This is a genomic window from Methylophaga sp. SB9B (assembly GCF_004832235.1).
GTDB classification, from domain to species: Bacteria; Pseudomonadota; Gammaproteobacteria; order Nitrosococcales; family Methylophagaceae; genus Methylophaga; species Methylophaga muralis.
Window position 1 is genome coordinate 27,705 of sequence record NZ_SSXS01000013.1, and the last position, 19,120, is coordinate 46,824.

General features: G+C 43.8%; 21 protein-coding genes and 2 pseudogenes. 10 read left to right on the forward strand and 13 right to left on the reverse strand.

Features of this window, described 5'->3' with window-relative positions:
- A partial coding sequence (locus E8Q33_RS15735) for a hypothetical protein (RefSeq protein WP_211116174.1) occupies positions 1 to 272 on the forward strand: 272 nt, incomplete at its 5' end.
- A 63-nt stretch (positions 273 to 335) separates the two neighbouring features.
- On the opposite strand, the gene E8Q33_RS12880 is transcribed toward E8Q33_RS15735, so the two are convergent.
- The 4 genes and pseudogenes from E8Q33_RS12880 to E8Q33_RS12895 form a co-directional block, all read right to left on the reverse strand.
- Positions 336 to 776, reverse strand: a complete 441-nt coding sequence (locus tag E8Q33_RS12880) for a YqaA family protein (protein WP_136555227.1) — start codon at positions 774 to 776, stop codon at positions 336 to 338.
- 12 nt (positions 777 to 788) lie between these two features.
- Positions 789 to 1,984, reverse strand: a pseudogene (locus E8Q33_RS12885) (NAD(P)/FAD-dependent oxidoreductase).
- Between the two features lie 56 nt (positions 1,985 to 2,040).
- The gene (locus E8Q33_RS12890; protein ID WP_069295073.1) at positions 2,041 to 2,703 is read right to left on the reverse strand and encodes a toluene tolerance protein; all 663 of its coding nucleotides are present in this window, start codon (positions 2,701 to 2,703) and stop codon (positions 2,041 to 2,043) included.
- Between the two features lie 21 nt (positions 2,704 to 2,724).
- Positions 2,725 to 3,300 (reverse strand): isoprenylcysteine carboxylmethyltransferase family protein, encoded by a 576-nt coding sequence (locus E8Q33_RS12895; protein WP_069295074.1) that lies wholly within the window; start codon positions 3,298 to 3,300, stop codon positions 2,725 to 2,727.
- A gap of 300 nt (positions 3,301 to 3,600) precedes the next feature.
- Here E8Q33_RS12895 and E8Q33_RS12900 point away from each other — a divergent pair, with 300 nt between their 5' ends.
- Both E8Q33_RS12900 and E8Q33_RS12905 read left to right on the forward strand, forming a co-directional pair.
- Entirely contained in the window at positions 3,601 to 4,131 is a 531-nt protein-coding gene (locus E8Q33_RS12900) for an NlpC/P60 family protein (RefSeq protein WP_211116175.1), read from the forward strand.
- 121 nt (positions 4,132 to 4,252) lie between these two features.
- Entirely contained in the window at positions 4,253 to 4,750 is a 498-nt protein-coding gene (locus E8Q33_RS12905) for a tetratricopeptide repeat protein (protein WP_136555229.1), read from the forward strand.
- Positions 4,751 to 4,771: 21 nt separating this feature from the next.
- Here the strand turns inward: E8Q33_RS12905 and E8Q33_RS12910 are convergent, their stop codons facing one another.
- On the reverse strand, positions 4,772 to 5,077 hold the full coding sequence (locus E8Q33_RS12910) for an MGMT family protein (protein ID WP_136555231.1): 306 nt from the start codon (positions 5,075 to 5,077) through the stop codon (positions 4,772 to 4,774).
- A gap of 138 nt (positions 5,078 to 5,215) precedes the next feature.
- On the opposite strand from E8Q33_RS12910, the gene E8Q33_RS12915 reads away from it, so the two are divergent.
- From E8Q33_RS12915 to E8Q33_RS12925, 3 genes are all read left to right on the forward strand, one after another.
- On the forward strand, positions 5,216 to 5,653 hold the full coding sequence (locus E8Q33_RS12915; RefSeq protein ID WP_069297070.1) for a DUF3617 family protein: 438 nt from the start codon (positions 5,216 to 5,218) through the stop codon (positions 5,651 to 5,653).
- A 269-nt stretch (positions 5,654 to 5,922) separates the two neighbouring features.
- Positions 5,923 to 6,870, forward strand: coding sequence for a trypsin (locus tag E8Q33_RS12920; protein WP_069297071.1), 948 nt, complete (start codon positions 5,923 to 5,925; stop codon positions 6,868 to 6,870).
- Positions 6,871 to 6,972: 102 nt separating this feature from the next.
- Positions 6,973 to 7,398 carry an MAPEG family protein gene (locus tag E8Q33_RS12925; RefSeq protein WP_069297072.1) on the forward strand — a complete coding sequence of 142 codons (426 nt, stop codon included), beginning with the start codon at positions 6,973 to 6,975 and terminating at the stop codon, positions 7,396 to 7,398.
- A 6-nt stretch (positions 7,399 to 7,404) separates the two neighbouring features.
- Here the strand turns inward: E8Q33_RS12925 and E8Q33_RS12930 are convergent, their stop codons facing one another.
- Positions 7,405 to 7,959, reverse strand: a complete 555-nt coding sequence (locus E8Q33_RS12930) for a hypothetical protein (protein WP_136555233.1) — start codon at positions 7,957 to 7,959, stop codon at positions 7,405 to 7,407.
- A 174-nt stretch (positions 7,960 to 8,133) separates the two neighbouring features.
- On the opposite strand from E8Q33_RS12930, the gene E8Q33_RS12935 reads away from it, so the two are divergent.
- Positions 8,134 to 8,667, forward strand: a complete 534-nt coding sequence (locus E8Q33_RS12935; RefSeq protein ID WP_211116176.1) for a gamma carbonic anhydrase family protein — start codon at positions 8,134 to 8,136, stop codon at positions 8,665 to 8,667.
- Here E8Q33_RS12935 and E8Q33_RS12940 read toward each other — a convergent pair.
- Complete coding sequence (locus tag E8Q33_RS12940) at positions 8,664 to 9,509, reverse strand: HDOD domain-containing protein (protein WP_136555234.1); 846 nt, start codon at positions 9,507 to 9,509, stop codon at positions 8,664 to 8,666. The genes E8Q33_RS12935 and E8Q33_RS12940 overlap by 4 nt on opposite strands.
- Positions 9,510 to 9,930: 421 nt before the next feature.
- On the opposite strand from E8Q33_RS12940, the gene E8Q33_RS12945 reads away from it, so the two are divergent.
- Entirely contained in the window at positions 9,931 to 11,154 is a 1,224-nt protein-coding gene (locus E8Q33_RS12945) for an HD-GYP domain-containing protein (RefSeq protein ID WP_136555236.1), read from the forward strand.
- Between the two features lie 43 nt (positions 11,155 to 11,197).
- Here E8Q33_RS12945 and E8Q33_RS12950 read toward each other — a convergent pair whose 3' ends face one another.
- The 5 genes from E8Q33_RS12950 to E8Q33_RS12970 all read right to left on the reverse strand — a co-directional run bounded on the left by E8Q33_RS12950 (position 11,198) and on the right by E8Q33_RS12970 (position 14,758).
- On the reverse strand, positions 11,198 to 11,959 hold the full coding sequence (locus E8Q33_RS12950) for an ABC transporter permease (protein WP_136555238.1): 762 nt from the start codon (positions 11,957 to 11,959) through the stop codon (positions 11,198 to 11,200).
- Positions 11,956 to 12,903, reverse strand: a complete 948-nt coding sequence (locus E8Q33_RS12955; RefSeq protein ID WP_245652162.1) for an ABC transporter ATP-binding protein — start codon at positions 12,901 to 12,903, stop codon at positions 11,956 to 11,958. Before E8Q33_RS12955 ends, E8Q33_RS12950 begins: the two co-directional genes overlap by 4 nt.
- A 156-nt stretch (positions 12,904 to 13,059) precedes the next feature.
- Positions 13,060 to 13,911 carry a hypothetical protein gene (locus tag E8Q33_RS12960; RefSeq protein ID WP_136555240.1) on the reverse strand — a complete coding sequence of 284 codons (852 nt, stop codon included), beginning with the start codon at positions 13,909 to 13,911 and terminating at the stop codon, positions 13,060 to 13,062.
- A 4-nt stretch (positions 13,912 to 13,915) separates the two neighbouring features.
- A complete protein-coding gene (locus E8Q33_RS12965) occupies positions 13,916 to 14,293 on the reverse strand; it encodes a hypothetical protein (protein ID WP_136555242.1) in 378 nt (125 codons plus the stop codon).
- Positions 14,294 to 14,467: 174 nt separating this feature from the next.
- A complete protein-coding gene (locus E8Q33_RS12970) occupies positions 14,468 to 14,758 on the reverse strand; it encodes a hypothetical protein (RefSeq protein ID WP_069296961.1) in 291 nt (96 codons plus the stop codon).
- 312 nt (positions 14,759 to 15,070) lie between these two features.
- Here E8Q33_RS12970 and E8Q33_RS12975 point away from each other — a divergent pair, with 312 nt between their 5' ends.
- On the forward strand, positions 15,071 to 15,841 hold the full coding sequence (locus E8Q33_RS12975) for a DeoR/GlpR family DNA-binding transcription regulator (protein ID WP_136555244.1): 771 nt from the start codon (positions 15,071 to 15,073) through the stop codon (positions 15,839 to 15,841).
- Positions 15,842 to 15,870: 29 nt separating this feature from the next.
- On the opposite strand, the gene E8Q33_RS12980 is transcribed toward E8Q33_RS12975, so the two are convergent.
- A complete protein-coding gene (locus E8Q33_RS12980) occupies positions 15,871 to 18,189 on the reverse strand; it encodes an aminotransferase class III-fold pyridoxal phosphate-dependent enzyme (protein ID WP_247870096.1) in 2,319 nt (772 codons plus the stop codon).
- Between the two features lie 132 nt (positions 18,190 to 18,321).
- Here E8Q33_RS12980 and fabG point away from each other — a divergent pair.
- A pseudogene (fabG, locus tag E8Q33_RS16210) lies at positions 18,322 to 19,100 on the forward strand (3-oxoacyl-ACP reductase FabG).
- Positions 19,101 to 19,120: the final 20 nt, after the last annotated feature.

The window sequence follows — 19,120 nt, forward strand, 5'->3', positions numbered from 1 at the left end:
CTAAAACGTGGATTCACATTGATCCACATAACGGGGCGGTCATTGAAAGCCTTGATCAAAACCGTCGAATAGCACGCTGGCTATTTAATCTTTTGCATAGCTGGGATTGGCAGCCGTTACTGGAGCGCCCGATTTTACGGGAAAGTCTAATTACCCTATTCAGTCTTGGTGGACTGATTATTTGTATCAGCGGTACTCTGATAGGCTGGCGCAGACTAAGAAGAAAAACACGAAAATACCAAGATAAATCAAAGTCGTTTAATACAACGTAATTTAGATCGCGCGTGGCAAAAATCCTTCCAAGCTTGCGCTATCAGGAATACAGCAAAGTCTTTTCAACCAACTTGCAGAGCAAGATAACTAATCACCACATAACGTAATAACTTGCCTGCGCTAACAATAATGACAAACCACAGTAGCCGGATTCGTAAAATACCGGCTATCACTGTCAAGGGATCTCCAATTATTGGTAACCATGCGAAAAACAACGATAACAATCCATATTTTTTAAAGCGTAATTCTGCTCGCACAAAATCATCTTCAGACATTCTCAGCCATTTTTTTATCACACCTATACTGGCCCAATAGCCGAGTGCATAGTTTGTCAGTGATCCCAACACATTGCCTATCGTGGCAATGACAACAATATTCGTTGGAGAAAACCCGCGGATTAATAACGCTGTGAGCACCACTTCAGAACTCAGTGGCAAAATCGTTGCGGCTAAAAAAGCTGAGACGAAAAGCCCCGTGTAGCCGAGGTTAGTAAAAAAATCCATTGGTATTATAAATCAAACAAACTGTCCGGCGGCATGGCCTGAAGCCCATGCCCACTGAAAATTGTGCCCACCCAAATGCCCTGTGACATCGACGACTTCACCAATGAAATACAAGCCCGGATGCTCCTTGCTTTCCATGGTTTTGGAAGATAACGCATTGGTATCAATGCTCCCAGAGTCACTTCGGCGGTTCGATAACCTTCAGTACCCGAAGGTTTAACTGTCCAGGGCTGGCAATGCGAGACGATCTGTTCAATATCACTATCAGAAAGCTGACCCACAGGTTTGTCTTCAATCCATTGTTCACACCAAAGCTGTGCAACGCGGCGGGTCAGTTTCTCGGCCAGTATGGTTTTCAGAGCAGTCTTGGATTTTTCACGGCGCATTTCAGCTAAGTACGCGGTTAGATCAATTCCGGGAAACATATCAATTTTCAGCGACTCTCCGGGCTGCCAATAACTGGATGCCTGAAGTATGGCCGGACCACTTAAACCGCGATGGGTAAACAGAATATTCTCACGAAATGAACATGTATCCGTTTCGGTAATGCTATCCAACGAAATACCACTTAACTCTGCAAGCGGTTTGAGTTTGTGATCATCCAATACCACAGGGACTAACCCCGCCCGAGTTGGTAATAATGGAATATTTAACTTTCTTGCCAGTTCAAAACCAAAACCGGTAGCACCCATTTTTGGAATAGACAGTCCACCAGTTGCAATCACCAGCGAGTCACACTGCAATTTCCCTTGAGGTGTTTGCAGCAATTTGTATTCGCCGGTTTCCAATACTTGAACCGGCGTATCAGTTTGAATGGTGACACCTGCCGACTCACACTCGGCAAGCAACATTTGTACAATTTCTTTCGATGATTCGTCACAAAATAATTGGCCTAACTTCTTTTCGTGATAGGCAATCTGATGACGTTCAACCATTTCGATAAAATGCCAGGGGGTATATCGGCTTAAAGCAGATTTAACAAAATGCGGATTGCTGCAAATAAAGTTTTCCGGCCCAGAGTACATATTGGTGAAGTTACAACGTCCACCACCAGACATCAGGATTTTTTTACCGACCTTATTAGCATGATCGAGTACCAACACGCTTCGACCTCGCTGACCGGCAGCTATTGCACACATTAATCCGGCTGCACCAGCACCAAGGATAATTACGTCGTATTGATTGGAAGGTTTATTTAAGGTCGTCATGTGTGGGCATTTTACGCAAAAATGCCCAATCAGACTGAGAAGTTGAGCTTAAGAAACTAGGTGGAGATCACTTTACCGATAATACGATCGATCCAACTCAGTTCACGCAGCGGTAAATCAGCAGAATGTCGATAGCCTTTGATAAGCGCCTCGATCAAATCCCCATGATTTACCCACTCTTGCGGATAACGGAAAAAATGCCGCCAATTGCGCCGTCTCGCCCAACGACTTAAAGACCAGGAATGAAAACGCATATCAAGAATATCAATCAAACCAAATTCCATTCCGCTGACGATAATATTGCCAGGATGAATTGAGCGGAAATAAATGCCCCGTCGCTGAACTCTCGCCAAAAATACGCCTAAGCGGTACATCAAATTGGCATCCGCTTCGTTAGAGTTGACGATATCGCGTAAAGTGCGACCAGGCAAAGGTGAATAAATTGCTACTGTATGGCCTTCGCCAACAATGCGGTGCAAAGATTTTACTTTGAGCGTTGGAATATCAAGTTGTTCCAACTGATAAGCATTCCGAGCAAATTTAACCGCTGCTGGCGCGATAAGCTCTCTATTAAAAAAACGTTTGCGATAAAAATACTTTAAGTATTCACCATCAGACAATACCGCCACTTTGGGACCTTTTTTGTCTTTCTCGATCACCGTGGCTGTTTCCATCATGGAAACTAAGGCTTCACGAGAAAGTGGGCGGATATTAAGCATTATTAGTTTCCAAACCGTCTTTTATTGCTGATGTTTTAAACGAAAGCGCGGCAATATATCACCTGTTTGGGACATATACTCAAGATAATGTTCCCCATATTTCTCCAGACCTTCTTCTTCATCGCGTGGCACCCTTAAGCTATAAACCAACGCAAAGGTAACCAGACCTGCCAAACCCGCTAACCAATTCTGCGATAACAATAACTGCGCTAATGCCAGAACTAATAACGCTGTATAGAACGGATATCTTATAAACCGGTATATACCTCGGCCAACAAATTTTTTCTGTTGCTGAGCAATGCCGCGATAATCACGTGCAGCCCTGTAAAGCAGCCATACTCCGAGAAGGCCACAAATAGTACCTAACCATGCAATTTCATCGTAATAAGCCAGATCAGCAAACTCCATCCATGGCAGTGTCGCATCAATCAACGGAATACTTACCATTGAAACCAGTGTAATAATCGTCAGGGTAAGAACTTCCCCATCCCATTGATTATTATTTAAAAAGCGCCAGCGACTATTGTTTGAAAATAATGCAAGCGCCGCCCCGGCGATGAAGATTATTAATACTAATTCAGAAAGTTGATCAGTCATTTCCCTACCTTTAATTTTGTCAGTAACCCGTAAACTACTGCTGCGTATGAACAACAAACAGAGTCTCGCAGTTAATAACTTATCTAAAGCTTATGGCAATATTATTACCATAGTATCTATACAGACCAAAATATGTGCATATTTCTCCGAAATTAAACCTTCATTTGGTGTAATTAAAGTGCATATCTTTTCTTCGATATCTTGGATAAAGCGGTTAATTCATGAAAATAATCTTTAATTTTAGAACTTTATAGTTTTTAATCTGTTTTGAATTAAGTGAGAAAAAAAGCCATATAACCAATGACTGAAACATATCGTTTATTTTTTATTACGCCACACTGGCGTTTTTTATTGTTGTCATTGCTGGCCGTCATGACGGGCTGTAGTACAACTCCGCCAGTTCAGACTACTACAACAGACCGTGCCCAGCTCCCCAAACCGACAGTTGAAGCTTTTTATTACGATGAAATCCAGGCCATGCTGCTGCTTTATCAACAACATGAAGCTTGGCAAGGCACACCTTATCGCCTTGGTGGAGTGAGTCGTTCTGGGATTGATTGTTCCGCTTTTGTGCAAATCACCTTCCGCGAATTGTTTAGCGTGGATTTACCTCGAACCACCGATCAGCAATTAAGAGTGGGTCAACCGATTAATCGAGCTCAACTACAATCCGGCGATCTGGTGTTCTTTCGTAATGGGCGACATGTCGGTATTTATGTGGAAGATCACAAATTTTTACATGCTTCCACCACTCGCGGGGTAATGATTTCCAGTTTAAAAAACACTTATTGGTCTCGAAACTTCTGGCAGGCGGTCACAGTACGTCGTTGAGATAGCTTCGCTAACTACTGGTTGCTGATATCATAAGCACGATTTCGCATTCGATAGCCGAAAATTTCAACTGGTTTAAACGGCTTTATATGCGATCACTCATTATCAGCGGAAAACAACTGTGACCAAAACTGCAGCATTGTCTCAAAAAGAGTATCTGGAAAAATGTAAAAGCGCTGCCAGCAAGGGCAATGCAATTGCACAAAACACTTTAGGTTTTCTTTATCTCAACGGACAAAGCGTTGAACAGGATTATCAGCAAGCAGCAAAATGGTTTCGTCACGCTGCCGACAATCACTATGCACCTGCCCAGTTTAACCTTGCCATCATGTACAAACTTGGCCAGGGTGTTGAGCAAAATCACACTGAATCGATTAGATGGATGCAGCTTGCTGCCAACCAAGGTTATGCAGAAGCACAAAGTAATCTTGGCAATATGTATTACCAAGGTTTAGCAGTGATGCAGGATTATCAAATGGCTTATATGTGGTGGTCTTTAGCTGAACAAAATGGTGTTGAAGATCTTCAACATATCAAAGCCGTTTTAATCAAAAAAATGACCGAAGCCGAAATTAATCAGGCCGAACAATCTATTAAACAATGGCGAAACAAGCAATAATCACCAAGCCAAAATCGTTAATTACCAACGATACTTCGACAGATTGATTTTATTGCTATTAAATTCAATCCCTTCTGTTTGCAGTAAGCTTTTTTGCCGTTGAAAAGCTGCACTTCCAACCGGAAAAGCAATTTCACCTTTGGCATTAATCACCCGATGCCAAGGCAATTCAGAATCATCGGGAAGTTGTTTTAATGTCGTGCCCACGTAACGCGCATGACTTGGATAGCCACAAAGTATGGCAATTTGACCGTAGGTCGCGACTTTTCCCTCAGGAATTAATGCCACCACCTGCCAGATAATTTCGTTAAGTGTTAACTGATTCAAATGACTTTTCTCACTCTCTATCGTTTAACTGCAAGCTTAAAATCTTTCTCATTGAGCTGTTGTCTATTGAACTCAACGACAAGTTTCATCACACTGACAGCTACGCCAGTCTCCGCACTACGTTAAGGAATATTAATCATGCTAAATGTTTTTCGTTCATCCATGTTTTTTGTCAGTGTCGTGCTGTTTAGCAGCAACGCTTTGGCAGAGAAGCCTAATTTGCAACCCGGACTTTGGGCATACACCAGCAGTACGACCATTGAGGGCCCGATGAATATGCCACCGCAAAAGAACAGTAATCAGGAATGTCTGACACAGGCACAACTGGATAAAGGCATCGATGTGTTGAATATTCCGAAAAGTTGTAATGTGACACAGGCTGATATCAAACGTGACCGGGTTGATTATGCCGCGTCCTGCAACATGGAAGGCATGACAACGTTGTTTAAAGGCTATGCCACCTTCCATGGAAATCGTCTCGACGGCAAAATGAGCAGCGATATGAATACGCCGCTCGGCCCGATGGTCATGAAGACCGACTATCAAGGTGAACGAGTTGGTGAATGTTCACCTTAAGCTATAGATAAATAAAACGAATGTTTTAGCCATTCTGATTTTATTGTCAGGACAAACACCCCATTTTCAACACAATCTGCTTGAAATGGGGTGTTTTATTATCCGCATGGCAAACTATTTAACAGGCCATTATCGATAGCTTAAATAAACTCTTCCGTCGTTTCCTCTTCGTATTAAAATCACTCAACCCATTGAACTTTTTGCTAAAACAAATGCCTTTTGCTATAGCTGGTTGAATTCCAACTTTCCGGTTTCAGGGAGGTGGTTTGATGTGGCGTTTACTGTCGATATTGTTTGGCTGCATTTTCATGATGCCAGTTCACGGCGTTATCCATGGTGAACCTATGCCCATTGAGCAGGTTTCAACAGGCCAACTTCATGTTGAGCAACTCAAATGGTACGGCGGCACCAACACTCAGGTGACTGAACATGATGAATGTAGTTCGGTTGTGGTTGGCACTCACCCCCTCACTGTTTTAACTGTTTCCCATTGTTTACGTGATTCAAAAATAAACCCGATTACCCGAACTCCCGTGGTCAAAATCTTTTTAGGTAGACCCGTTCCGGCTATACGTGCTGCACTTTATAATCGGTTTAATGATGTTGAAAACAATCTCGCTGCCGATCTGGCTGTTTTGATATTTGATGGTGATGCACCCGAAGGCATTGAGGCGATTCCTGTCGTTAATTCGCTAAGTGCTTCTCAAGCTTTGTTATGCGGCTATGGTCGTGGTATTGATGATCATCAGATTGAGAATCCACGTTGCGCCGTCAAACCGCTGTTATCCGCTGAAGAAGACTTTTATCAGTTTGTCCCACAATTTTATGAACAACTCGATCCACTATTACACCTGCAATTTCGTGCCCAGTTTTTAGCTAAACACGCGATGATAAGCTCCCCCTCAGCATTGCTAGCAGTAAGTCGGGTGCAAAATGAGCGCTATCAATTTGAGTTACCGATGCCAACTCGAGGAGATTCCGGCGGGCCGTGGATCGTTAATCTGCAAAATGGCCAGCAAGGCGTAATCGCTCTGACCAGCTTTGTCGAAACCTTCTATCGTAAAAATAAACAATGGCCTTTTTTTAACGAAAATCGTGCTCCGCTGATGGATTTTCCTTATGCCGCCTTTGGGGTTCGCTTGGATACCGTGGAAGCTCAAGCCTTATTTACTCGGGCGCGACTTGAAGGCGCAGATATCCATATGTTGTCAGAGTGACATTGCCAACCAGACAATATCTTGCAGGCTATTAAGGCTTACAGCCTTGCGCCAAAAATCAATGCTAAGCTATCACTAAACTTACCGTAAAGAGAGTAAAAAATGACACTCGCAAATATCTATCAGCTGACTTTTTCCGGCTTGTTTTTCATCTTGCTGACCTTACTGGTGCAATGGTTTATTGCCAGTAAAACCAAAGCCTCACAAGCCGGTGCCATACCTGGCAAGATTGCTGAAAATCTTAGTCATGATTCGTTTGTGTTCAGAGCTCACCGCACTTTTATGAACTCATTGGAAAATTTGCCACTGATGTTGGGCACCACCTTTATGGCTATTTTAATCGGCACTAATGCATTATGGACCGGCGTGTTTATCTGGATTTTTGCCATTGCCCGAATTATGCATATGGCTTTGTATTACGCCATTGCTACCGAAAAAAATCCCAGTCCAAGAACCGTGTTTTTTATGATTGGCCTGCTGGCTAATGTAGCCTTATTACTGCTATGTGGGTTTGAACTGTTTAGCTAAATTCACTTAGTTAATATTGCCTTCGCCAGGACTGTACTTCGTAGAAACCACACTATTGGCAATAAGCGTGTCACATTTCAAAACACCGGAAACATCAGTCAATGGTGTATCTACTTTTAGATTAGATGCCGCCAAACTTAATCGATTGGCTTGCAGCGATATTTTGCTAGCTGAAATACTGATTCCACCATCTGCGGTGAAAGTCACTTGTTGCCCAAAGCTGGTGACAAAAGTTAACGAATTATTCTCCAATGCGAGTGTGATCTCAGTTTCGGCATTTAAGGCAATTTTTAATGAACTATTCTGCTGTTCGGCATCGAATGTCGCTGACTTTTTCCGATGTATCAGCAGCGCGTCAATCTTTGAATCATCTGCTAAATACATCACTTCATCACCTATCAAATGAATAGCTTTTATTTCCACAGCACCCAGCAGAAGATTATTTACCTTGGCCCATAATTGTTCACCGGTGGTAATTGTTTGGACTAGTACGCGTCCTTGTTGTAATGGGTCATCGATAGATACCACCAAACCGCGATGTAACGCTAAACTGCTTGCCATATCAGACTCCTAGTTTTGATAATCCAGTTATCGTGAATCATAGGCTTTTTCAGATAAAAGCAAAGACATCACCCAAGCTTTTTCGATTGAATCCATAAGCTCCATTTTTTATCAGCAGACAATCGCATAGGGTTTGAAATAGAATTTTCATAACACTTAACAGTGAGAAATGCAGTGATACGAACTTTTCGAGGTAAACAACCCAAATTAGGCGAACGTGTTTGGGTCGATGACAGTGCTGTCATTATTGGTGATGTTGAAATCGGTGATGACAGCTCGGTGTGGCCACTGGTATCTATTCGTGGCGATATGCATCAAATCCGCATTGGCGCTCGTACCAGTATTCAGGATAACTCGTGTTTGCATATTACTCATGCCAGTGAGTTTAATCCGCAAGGACATCCTTTAACCATCGGTGATGATGTCACGGTGGGTCATATGGTGATGTTGCACGGTTGCACCATTGGTAGTCAGGTGTTGGTGGGAATGTCGTCGACCATTTTGGATGGTGTAACAGTTGAAGATAAAGTGGTTATAGGTGCCGGCTCATTAGTGCCGCCGGGAAAAAAACTTGAATCCGGATATCTTTATCTTGGCTCTCCGGTTAAACAAGTTCGGCCGTTAACTGAGGCCGAACTAAATTATTTTCACTATGCTTGCCAGAATTATGTGAAGTTAAAAAACGAATATCTGAATAAAGATGATTAAGCCGCCAGCTGTTGGAGTCGTTCGCTGATTTGCCCTTTCTTAGTTAATAGTTTCTGGATATCTGTCGATTCGAACTCAACAATCTCGATGCATGACTGAGGGAAGTTATCTGCCAAATCATCATTCAGCATGGCATCAGCAGCATACCTGGCCATATTTATCACTGCTGCCAATTGACCTGCCTCCTTGTCAGTCGATGGTGTTTCAAGATGCTGGATTGTTTCAATGACCAGGGCCGGCATACGCCAGCGAATAACAATCATCTGCGAAACTGTCAGCCAATATTTATCTTCCAGTTGATGAACAATGGCATCATCCAAAGTTATTGTTTGTTGCGCAGCAACATCAATCAGTGTTTGTAGCACCGCTGGGCGACCAATTGAATGAATCAATCCCGCCAGAAAAGCGACTTCAACGTTCACGTTACAATGACTGGCAATCTCTTTTGCCCACAATGATGTCGCTAATGCCTGCTGCCAGATGTCAGCTGCATACTTCTCATAGCCCGGGGTATTAAATAATTTCGCATTGAGTACGGCGCTAATGGCGATTTCACTGATAGTTGTCATACCCAGTCGGGCAATGGCTTGTTGTAGTGAGGTCAGATTTGCCATCGGGGTATAAGCCACCGAGTTGGCAATGCGCATCACATGGCCAGCGAGTGACGGATCACTTTGAATCAACTGTGCCATTTGACTAGCATCAGATTCTTTATCATTTGCCAGCATAAAAGCTCTATTTGCTACTTCAGGAAGAACAGGAACCTCTACAAAGCCCTCTGCAATTGCCTGATTTAATAGATCTTCCAGTTCCGGTTCTACGTGCTGATTATCTTCTTGCATTTCTCTATCCATATCTAATTGATAAATATTGTTATTTTTGTCGACCTATCTTTTTTTATTGTTTTAACTCTTCGTCATTCAGACTAATTAGCGATCCGGTGACATCAATAAAGTCCACTCAATGCGTCACCACCCAAAGTAGCACCATCATTGCTTTGCGTCTATTTTGAATAATACAAGTTGCTGATTTCAGCTTACAATAAAAAACCCTATTCTTGATTCAAATTCCAATCGCTCAACACTCTGAGTTTAGCCAGATAGAGCTCTGTTTTTTCCACAAATCTCAGATTTAGCCGAAGAAAGCGCCAAGGATTTTCCTGAATTTAAAGCTAAAACCACAAATTTTGTGCTGAAATACATTTTTTTCACATGTTAGCTATATACAATATCAGGAAAAATTCACACTAAAAGGTAACCAACTTTGACTCGACGCATTGCCTCTACAGAGCTCCGACTGGGCATGTATATACAAAAGCTGGGTGGTTCATGGTTGAAGCATCCGTTTTTACGCAGTAGTTTTTTATTAACCGATGCCGATGATATTAAAAGTATTGTTGAAGCAGGCATCGAAGATGTCTGGATCGATGAGGAAAAAGGCGAAGCTATACAAAATTCACACCCCGTAACGCCCTCTAAGCAACCAGCTGTTGAAGACTTCTCAGACACTCAAATCGTTACTAAGCAAAGCATCGAAGATAAAAAAACTGTGCTCCAAACCTCAATGGAAGACGATATCAATCAAGCACGTAAGGTTTTTCATGAAGCTAAACCTCAGGTTATGGCAATGTATAAAGATGCCCGACTAGGTAAAGCAATTGATCCGCAAACCACCTTACCGCTAGTGAATGAAATTGATTTGATGGTACAACGAAACTCAGCCGCTATACTCAGTGTAGCTCGACTGAAAACCCACGATGACTATACATACATGCATTCATTGGCTGTTTGTGCATTGATGATATCAATGGCACGCCAACTCAATCTCGATGAAGAACAGGTTAAGCTGGCTGGTGTAGGTGGATTGATGCACGATCTTGGTAAATCCTTGATGCCATTGGAAGTACTGAACAAACCCGGAAAGCTTTCCGAAGCAGAATACGACATTATGAAAAAGCATCCAGCTGCCGGCGCCAAGCTCTTGGAAAACTCAGGTGCAGCGCCAGAGGTCGTCGATATCGCTTTACATCATCATGAAAAAATAAATGGTTTGGGCTACCCGAATCGACTGCAGGGCGACGAAATATCATTGTTTTCTCGTATGGCAGCCATTTGTGATGTCTATGATGCCGTTACCTCTGAACGCGCTTATAAACAAGCCTGGGATCCTGCTGGAACCATTCGCGAAATGGCTCAGTGGGAGGGGCACTTTGATAAACAACTGTTCAATGCCTTTGTCAAAATGGTCGGCATATATCCGGTTGGCTCATTAGTACGTTTGACCTCACAGCGACTGGCTGTGGTGATTGAACCCGGCGTGACATCACTGGTAAAACCCAAGGTGAAAGTCTTTTTTTCGTTACGTTCAAAAGCGCCCATCCAAATACAAGTAGTCGATCTCGCTCTACCCAGTTGCAAGGAAACCATAGAGGGCCCTGAAGATCCCTCAAAATGGCATTTCAAACATCTGGAAAAACTATGGCAGTAATCGCTCTTTGGCTAACATTAAGTTAGGGTTATTGAACCATTGATCAAATTTTCACCTTATAACCGGTTTTAAATATCCACCAGATAAACAACATAAAAATAATCAGAAAAGTAGAAATCATCACTAAACTCAATGTCAGGCTGACATCAGCTGTGCCATAAAAACTCCAGCGGAAACCACTGACCAGATACACCACGGGGTTGAATAAAGTCACTTTCTGCCAGAACTCTGGCAGCATGCTGATCGAATAAAACGTACCGCCGAGAAAGGCCAGTGGTGTGACCACCATCAATGGAATAACCTGTAACTTTTCAAAACCATCGGCCACCACACCAAGGATAAAGCCCAGCATACTAAAGGTGACGCAGGTCAATACCAGAAACAGCATCATCCACAGCGGATGCAAAATAGAGTAATCCACAAACAACTTGGCGGTGAGCAAAATCAACATCGCCAGAATAATCGATTTGGTCGCTGCCGCACCAACATATCCCACTACAATCTCAAATGCTGAAACCGGGGCGGACAATACTTCATAAATAGCGCCGGACCACTTGGGCATATAAATACCAAATGAGGCATTGGATGTTGATTCGGTTAATACCATCAACATAATCAGACCAGGAATTATAAATGCCCCGTAACTGACGCCACCAATCTCTGTCATTGCCGAGCCAATCGCCGAACCGAATACAATGAAATAAAGCGAGGTGGACAACACTGGCGAAGCAATGCTTTGCAAAGGTGTCCGCCAGCTGCGGTGAAGTTCGGATAAATAAATGGCTTTTATGGCATACCAATTCATTTTGATTCCTCCACCAGGCTGACAAAAATTTGTTCGAGTGTGCTTTGCTTGGTTTGCACATCACTCAGCTCAATCCCAGAACGATGGATCGCCGCCAGCACCTCCGTCACATGATTGGTCGGTTGATTATCAACATAGTCGTAAGTGAGGGTTTTACCATCTTCACCAAGTTGCAATACAAAGCCGTTCAGTTCACTGGGGATCTGCGTAATCGGGTGTTGTAACTGCAGAATAAGTTGCTTGCGTCCCAGCTTTTTCATTAACTCACGTTTGTTTTCGACCAGCAGAATCTCACCATGATTAATAATGCCTATCCGATCGGCAATCTCTTCGGCTTCTTCAATGTAATGGGTGGTGAGAATAATAGTAGTGCCGCGTTGACGTAATTTTTCTACCAGACGCCACATATCACGGCGCAATTCCACATCGACACCGGCTGTCGGTTCATCAAGAAACAACACTTCCGGTTCATGTGCCAAGGCCTTGGCAATCAACACCCGGCGTTTCATGCCACCTGAAAGGAACTGAATTTTGGCATGGCGTTTATCCCATAAAGACAATGCCTTTAGAATTTCTTCCAAATACGCATCATCACGCGGTTTACCAAATACGCCGCGACTAAACACCATGGTATTCCACACAAAGGCAAACACATCAATGGCCAATTCTTGTGGCACCAAACCAATTTGTTTGCGGGCTTGCCGATAATCTTTGACGACATCATAGCCGCCGACCAGAACCTGCCCTTCTCCCACATTGACCAGCCCACAAATAATGCTAATCAGAGTGGTTTTACCTGCGCCATTTGGGCCTAACAGGGCAAATATTTCGCCGCGTTTGATTTGCAGATTGACTTGATTTAATGCCTGAAATCCAGATGGATACTTCTTACTGAGATTGCGCACATCGATGATGTGATCTTCCATCACTTGCGTTTCCATCATTAGAACCTGTTTTTAGAGAAAACAACACCCGATATTAACGGGTGAGATACAGCTGGTTTAACTGGCGTCATGCTGACACTGTCACATTAAATAACGGTTAAGTCACAAAACACAGACCATTTTAATTCTGTTCGGCAAATTTACAGCTTATCAAGGTCACGGGCGTCGAGCAGGCGATGCTGTTGCCGGTGCGGGTTGCATGGCTGATTCGTCAAAAGCTTTATTAATTCTAAACGCAACAGTTGTCACCTTATCAGGCACATCCCCGCCAGGTTGTTGTTGCAGAATAATGCTTCTGAACAATTCATAGTGCTGTGCATCCAATACCGAAACAATTTTGAAAGATCGTGGTTCAAAGCCCCATTGCATTCCTCCCGCCCAGGTACAGGCGATAGCACCTTTGTTGCCGGGAATAGGTTTCTCAACACATGGCTGCCCAGCAACCGTTTGCAGTCTATCTGCAGGTGTGGTCTCTGTTCTAGCTGGGGAGCGTAAAAGCAGAGTTGCATCGGCACCAGTCAATGGACTGACTTTAAATGGCTGATTATCATTTAAATCGATACCACGAAGCCCCTCTGGTTCAATTAAAACATGTCGACCACTGCTGACCAGTTGGAATTCACAGCGAGGTTTCTTTTGCGGTTCAGCCATCTGGTAGTCCCAAAACTCCAGCCGATATGCAGTCCTTCCCTCGTCCAACCATCGCTGCAGACGAATTGTGCCTATCTTCAGGGCTTCACTTTCTAATAAGGCTTTGGTCGGAATACCCTCCTCCCGACAGAGTTCCAATAAATCCCGATATAAGCCTCTACGGTTTTCCGCTGAAGTTGGGACGATATTTTGATCAATATAAATTTTTGGCATAGGCGCTGGCTGCTCAACTACTTCTGCTGGACTTGTGTCAGGGACAGAAGTATTTGAATCTGACTCGCCACTGCAAGCAATCAACATTAAACCCAGTGTCATAGTTATAAAACTGCTTTGCAGTGTGTGAAAGATGTTCTTCATTGATTTATTCCACGACTTCACATTGAACAATTTCATAGCCTGTGCCTTGATCAATATTGACCAACTCTGCCACTTCTTCAAAGCCCGCTTGGCGAGCAGAAGGTAGATCTTGCTGTGCTATTTCATGAATTAATATCGTGCCTGTGCCCATGCCGCAGGCGGCTGGATACATAACACCGGTTCTATTTCCGCAATCAGTTTTGCTAACGGCTATCCCGGCAGCAGTTAGTTTGGCAACACTATCTGACGGCGAAATACCTGCGCTCTCACATTGCAGAGCATTTCGATTTTCATAAACTAACACCAGCTCTGATATTGAATCCTGCTTGCTGCAGCCGATCAGAAAAACCTGTGACAGGATCAGGATGCTAAAGATTTTCATGAGAACGCCTTGTATGAATACATACCAATGAGACCAAAAGATCGGTTGAATGTTAATGATATTTCAAATGATATAAAGACTTGATGAGGATGTAGCTATTACACCAACAAAACTGACGGGTATTGTACCCGCCAGCTTGATGGTTAATACAGTAATGATGACAACAAATTCTGCCTATTTCTTACAGTAGACTCCCACATACCCGCCATCCAGGCAGCCATCTTTTCTGATTGTCATGGGGTTTTGGTCTCCCCCGATAGCCACCATGACCTTATCGCCCTCAACGGTGAATATGCCCAAAGCGGTCTCATCACCATCAATTGCTCTCACTTTATCATCAGGACCGAATACCAATTTATCGACCCAAGAGTTTTCCTGACCAATATACTCACCCGAAACCGAACCACCATCACCACAAGCAGTTAAGGTAAAAAACATGGCTATCAACAGCATTTTTTTAATCATTTTCAGCATCCTTTATAAGAATCCAAATCGAAAAAAACCACCACTAACACCCTACTTTCTTTCATATTTCCGAAACCCGGAAATGACGCACAACATACTGTAATTGAAGAATTTTTCTTCATCGCGATTATTATCCTGTTGCACAAATAAAGCTAGACTAACCAGAATTAATATCGAAACTTATCTGAAGTGGATTGAAAAGAAATCGGCTTTAAGCAAAAGCGACTGCTTAACAACTTGGCATTTGCTTGGGTATGCTAAATCACTAATGAGTATGGTACCTTTCAAGCCATCAACTGCGAGTTTAACCACATGTCACGGAAAAAAGCGGCCCGTCATAAGTCAATTATTGATGAACTGACCATTCATCCCTCAATGCGCGTCAATGAATTAGCTTCGGCTTTAAATGTCACCACCGAAACCATCCGCCGTGATCTGGAAGAACTGGCTGAACAAAACCTAATTAGCCGCACTTACGGTGGTGCATTATTACGTCAAGCTGTTGAACCAGTGCTCAATGAACGTCATAAGACAAATATTACTGAACGGGTGGCTATTGCTAAAAAAGCAGCTCCAATGCTCAAAGAGGCAAAAGTTTTGATGATAGGCTCCGGCGTAACAACGGTTGAAGTCGCCAAACGGATTGCCTATGAAATGAATAACATCACGGTTATCACCCATTCATTTGGTGTTGCCACGGTATTGTCGTTAAATCCAACCATTAAGGTCATCATGGCGCCAGGGCTTTATCATGCAGAAGAAGGTTCAACTCATGGCTCGGTGACCTGTCAGTTTCTCACCAATTACACTGTTGATTGGACGATTTTAGGCGCCAGTGGTCTTGCTCCCACCGGACCATCAGATGCATTAGTTGATGCAGCGGATGTGTACAAACAAATGATTCGTCAAAGTACACACAATATGATCGTCGCAGACCACAGCAAGTTTGATCGGCTTGCCACCGCTCGTTATGCAAAGTGGGATGAGATTGATAATTTAATTACCGATAAAAAGCCAAGCGGCCCGCTCAAAAAAGCCTTATCTAAAGCAGAGGTGCAGATCATTGTGGCAACAGTTCAATAGGCATCGCTATAGTCGATTTAATGAACCATTTATACCTGCTGAACAAATGCGTCTAAAAAAAAGTCGGCCTCGGATTGGGTCAACGTCAATAAAGGCCGTAATTTCAAGGTAGCGCCAAACCGCCCTGCTGCGCCAATCAACACCCCAGCCGCCTTTAACCCATTGATGACTTGTTTGGTTTTGAGCGGATCAGGAATCTGTTTATTGTCGGCTTTACCGATATCAATTCCCATAAACAATCCCTGCCCTCTTACTTCAGCAACATAAGCTGATTGGCTGGCAATAGATTGCAATCGGGTTTTTAAATAATGTCCCATCACTAGTGCATTAGTTTGCAGATTTTCCTGCTGAATCGTGTCCAACACAGCCTGCCCTGCCGCAGCGGCAACTGGATTACCCCCAAAGGTATTGAAATAGCCAACGTCAGCACAAAAACTCGCCAGATATTCTGATCGGGTTGCCACTGCCGCCATCGGAAAACCATTGCCCATTGGTTTACCCATGGTCACGATATCCGGTGTGACCCCATGAAAATCAAACCCCCAGAAGGCTTCACCCAGTCGGGCAAAACCCGGTTGCACTTCATCGGCGATAAATACACCACCTGCGTTATGCACGACATCAACAGCTTTTTTTAAAAAACCTCTCGGTTCAGTATAAATACCGTCTGATGAAAAAATGGTATCGACTAATAAAGCCGCGACACTAAATCCTCGTTCCCACAAAAGCTCAATGGCTTCAGTGACTTTTGCAGCAAAGCCAGTAGCGATATCTTCACCATAAACAGCAGAAGATGGTGGAGGAATAGCTACAACATGAGCCGGTAATTTTCCTTGTTTGATAATTGATGGCGATACTTCGGTGACCAGACTGGTATTACCGTGATAGGCATCTTCGGTCACGATAAAACCTTCACCACCCGTAGCCTGTTTTGCCAGACGCATCGCCAGATCATTGGCCTCACTGCCCGAACAGGTCATCACAATATTGGTAATCGATTCGGGCAATGTTGCTTTCAACGAATCAAGATAATCGTCCACTGCTGACACTAGATAACGGGTATGCACATTCAACGTACCAATTTGTCTGGAAACCGCCTGCACCACGCTGGGATGGCAATGTCCCAGACATGGCACATTATTGTAGAAATCGAGATAGCGTTTGCCATCAGCAGCCTGCATCCAGGCACCCTGGGCCGAAACCATTTCAATTGGCTCTTGATAAAACAACACCGAGGCAGCACCCAGATTATTCAAACGACGCGCCACATTTTCTGCATGCCCCCCGTGCTTGGCCTCAAACGCATTCATATCCAAAATACGTTTTTCCGTTAAATCATTCCCTTCTTCAGCTTGTTGTTGCAGATATTTTTTTGCCAACTCGATAGTGCCAAAGGTGAATTGTTCAAAGCCGGCTTCCGCAGCGGTTGGTGTTTCCGGATGACTTGCCACCCATGCAGTCAGCAATAATCGACGAAACATCACCAACGTTGAAATCATTGCTTCATCTTCGGCAGACAGTGCTGCTATTGATTTGTAACCTCGCACCCATGCCCGTTGCAACTCAGGCAGTAAAGGTGAGGTTTCCAGAAACGAAACTGCCGAAGCAAAATCATAGATAAACCAGCTAAAACCACAGTCATCAAAATCAATCACACTTAACTGTTTGTCATCGACTAACAAATTCGCTAGCCGTAGATCAGCATGCACCAAGCCAAATCGATCCGGGGTTTCACCATAGTGATGTAATTTCGCTTCCAGAACCTCACATAATTGCTCTAATATCGCCTGCCCTGAGTCATCGAGTCCCGGAGCTTCACGCCAGTCTCCCCATAACGGTTTAGCACCGAATGCACTATCAAAATTCCATTTTTTACGGCTAAATCCTTTCGGCAAAGACCATTGTCGCGCTTGTTGGTGCAATCTGGCAGAGGTCGCACCCAATATTTCAAAACCGACAATCAGTGATTCATCTTCATTTGGCTGTTTGCCGGGCATAAACTCAAACGCCACCAGATACCGTTCAACACCATCATCTTCAAATGCAGCAATCAGCGATCCATCACGCATGGTCAACGGTTCCGGAGTATTCAACAACGCTTGCTGTCGCAGCGATTTAATCCACAGTAACTCGGAATGGATTTCATGCTTTGAATGATATTCAGGCCGGTGAACACGAATGATAAATCGCTGATCATTATTTTCATCAGTCACAAGAAAAGTGGCATTTTCAGAGACCGTTAACAGTGAGACGCTAGCAGCTTCATCAATATTCCACTGCCCGAGTAATTCCTGTATTTGCCCAGCCAATCGCTGCAAATATTCCTCGTTGTATAAACCTGCCATCATTCTGTACCTAATAAACCCGGTTAAACATGTTTATATCGCCAAAATGTCCGACTTGCAATATTTTTGTTGCAAAGAAAAAGATTTATGCTAAAAATGCATTTAACGTGTCAATTCATATTCCGGAGGTAATTCATGCTGACATCTATTCAAGACAAGACCGTCATTGTTACTGGTGGCTCAAAAGGTATTGGCAAAGGCATTGCCAGTGTATTTGCCAGACAAGGAGCCAAGGTGATGATTGCTGCACGCGGTGAATCCGCAGCACAACAGTCGGTCGATGAAATTAAGGCTGCAGGTGGAACGGCAGCTTATTTCTTATGTGATGTCGCCAGTTGGGAACAGGTTCAGGCGCTGGTCGAACACACAGAAAATACCTTCGGACCAGTCGATATTCTCTGCGCCAATGCTGGGAGCTTCCCGCAAAAGAAAATTATCGATCTTTCACCGGAAGAGTGGGACGACATGATGTCGACCAACCTGAAAAGCACTTTTCTGTGTGTCAAAGCCTGTATTCCACATTTTGAAAAACTCGGGGCAGGCCGTGTGGTGATCACCTCATCTATAACCGGGCCTATTACAGGCTATCCCGGTTGGCACATTACGGGGCGACCAAGGCCGGCCAACTGGGTTTTATGAGAACAGCAGCGATGGAACTGGCACGTTACAACACCACCATTAATGCGGTGATGCCCGGCAATATTGTTACCGAAGGACTGGCGAGTTTGGGTGAAGATTATCTTAATAGTATGGCAGCGGCGATCCCGCTGAAACGACTGGGTGATGTGGAAGATATTGCCAATGCGGCGTTATTTCTGGCGTCGAAAGAGGCGGCCTATATCACTGGCCAACAAATAGTAGTGGATGGTGGACAAACCTTACCTGAGTGTATGGAAGCGGTCGCCGAAATTTAGCCGTTTTGAGTTTACTGGTG

What these genes read in the sequence shown, in the direction of transcription:
- E8Q33_RS12880 (WP_136555227.1), bottom strand. Translation starts at nt 776, where the DNA reads ATGGATTTTTTTACTAACCTCGGCTACACGGGGCTTTTCGTCTCAGCT.
- E8Q33_RS12890 (WP_069295073.1), bottom strand. Translation starts at nt 2,703, where the DNA reads ATGCTTAATATCCGCCCACTTTCTCGTGAAGCCTTAGTTTCCATGATG.
- E8Q33_RS12895 (WP_069295074.1), bottom strand. Translation starts at nt 3,300, where the DNA reads ATGACTGATCAACTTTCTGAATTAGTATTAATAATCTTCATCGCCGGG.
- E8Q33_RS12900 (WP_211116175.1), top strand. Translation starts at nt 3,601, where the DNA reads ATGACTGAAACATATCGTTTATTTTTTATTACGCCACACTGGCGTTTT.
- E8Q33_RS12915 (WP_069297070.1), top strand. Translation starts at nt 5,216, where the DNA reads ATGCTAAATGTTTTTCGTTCATCCATGTTTTTTGTCAGTGTCGTGCTG.
- E8Q33_RS12920 (WP_069297071.1), top strand. Translation starts at nt 5,923, where the DNA reads ATGTGGCGTTTACTGTCGATATTGTTTGGCTGCATTTTCATGATGCCA.
- E8Q33_RS12925 (WP_069297072.1), top strand. Translation starts at nt 6,973, where the DNA reads ATGACACTCGCAAATATCTATCAGCTGACTTTTTCCGGCTTGTTTTTC.
- E8Q33_RS12930 (WP_136555233.1), bottom strand. Translation starts at nt 7,959, where the DNA reads ATGGCAAGCAGTTTAGCGTTACATCGCGGTTTGGTGGTATCTATCGAT.
- E8Q33_RS12940 (WP_136555234.1), bottom strand. Translation starts at nt 9,509, where the DNA reads ATGCAAGAAGATAATCAGCACGTAGAACCGGAACTGGAAGATCTATTA.
- E8Q33_RS12950 (WP_136555238.1), bottom strand. Translation starts at nt 11,959, where the DNA reads ATGAATTGGTATGCCATAAAAGCCATTTATTTATCCGAACTTCACCGC.
- E8Q33_RS12955 (WP_245652162.1), bottom strand. Translation starts at nt 12,903, where the DNA reads ATGATGGAAACGCAAGTGATGGAAGATCACATCATCGATGTGCGCAAT.
- E8Q33_RS12960 (WP_136555240.1), bottom strand. Translation starts at nt 13,911, where the DNA reads ATGAAGAACATCTTTCACACACTGCAAAGCAGTTTTATAACTATGACA.
- E8Q33_RS12965 (WP_136555242.1), bottom strand. Translation starts at nt 14,293, where the DNA reads ATGAAAATCTTTAGCATCCTGATCCTGTCACAGGTTTTTCTGATCGGC.
- E8Q33_RS12970 (WP_069296961.1), bottom strand. Translation starts at nt 14,758, where the DNA reads ATGATTAAAAAAATGCTGTTGATAGCCATGTTTTTTACCTTAACTGCT.
- E8Q33_RS12975 (WP_136555244.1), top strand. Translation starts at nt 15,071, where the DNA reads ATGTCACGGAAAAAAGCGGCCCGTCATAAGTCAATTATTGATGAACTG.
- E8Q33_RS12980 (WP_247870096.1), bottom strand. Translation starts at nt 18,189, where the DNA reads ATGATGGCAGGTTTATACAACGAGGAATATTTGCAGCGATTGGCTGGG.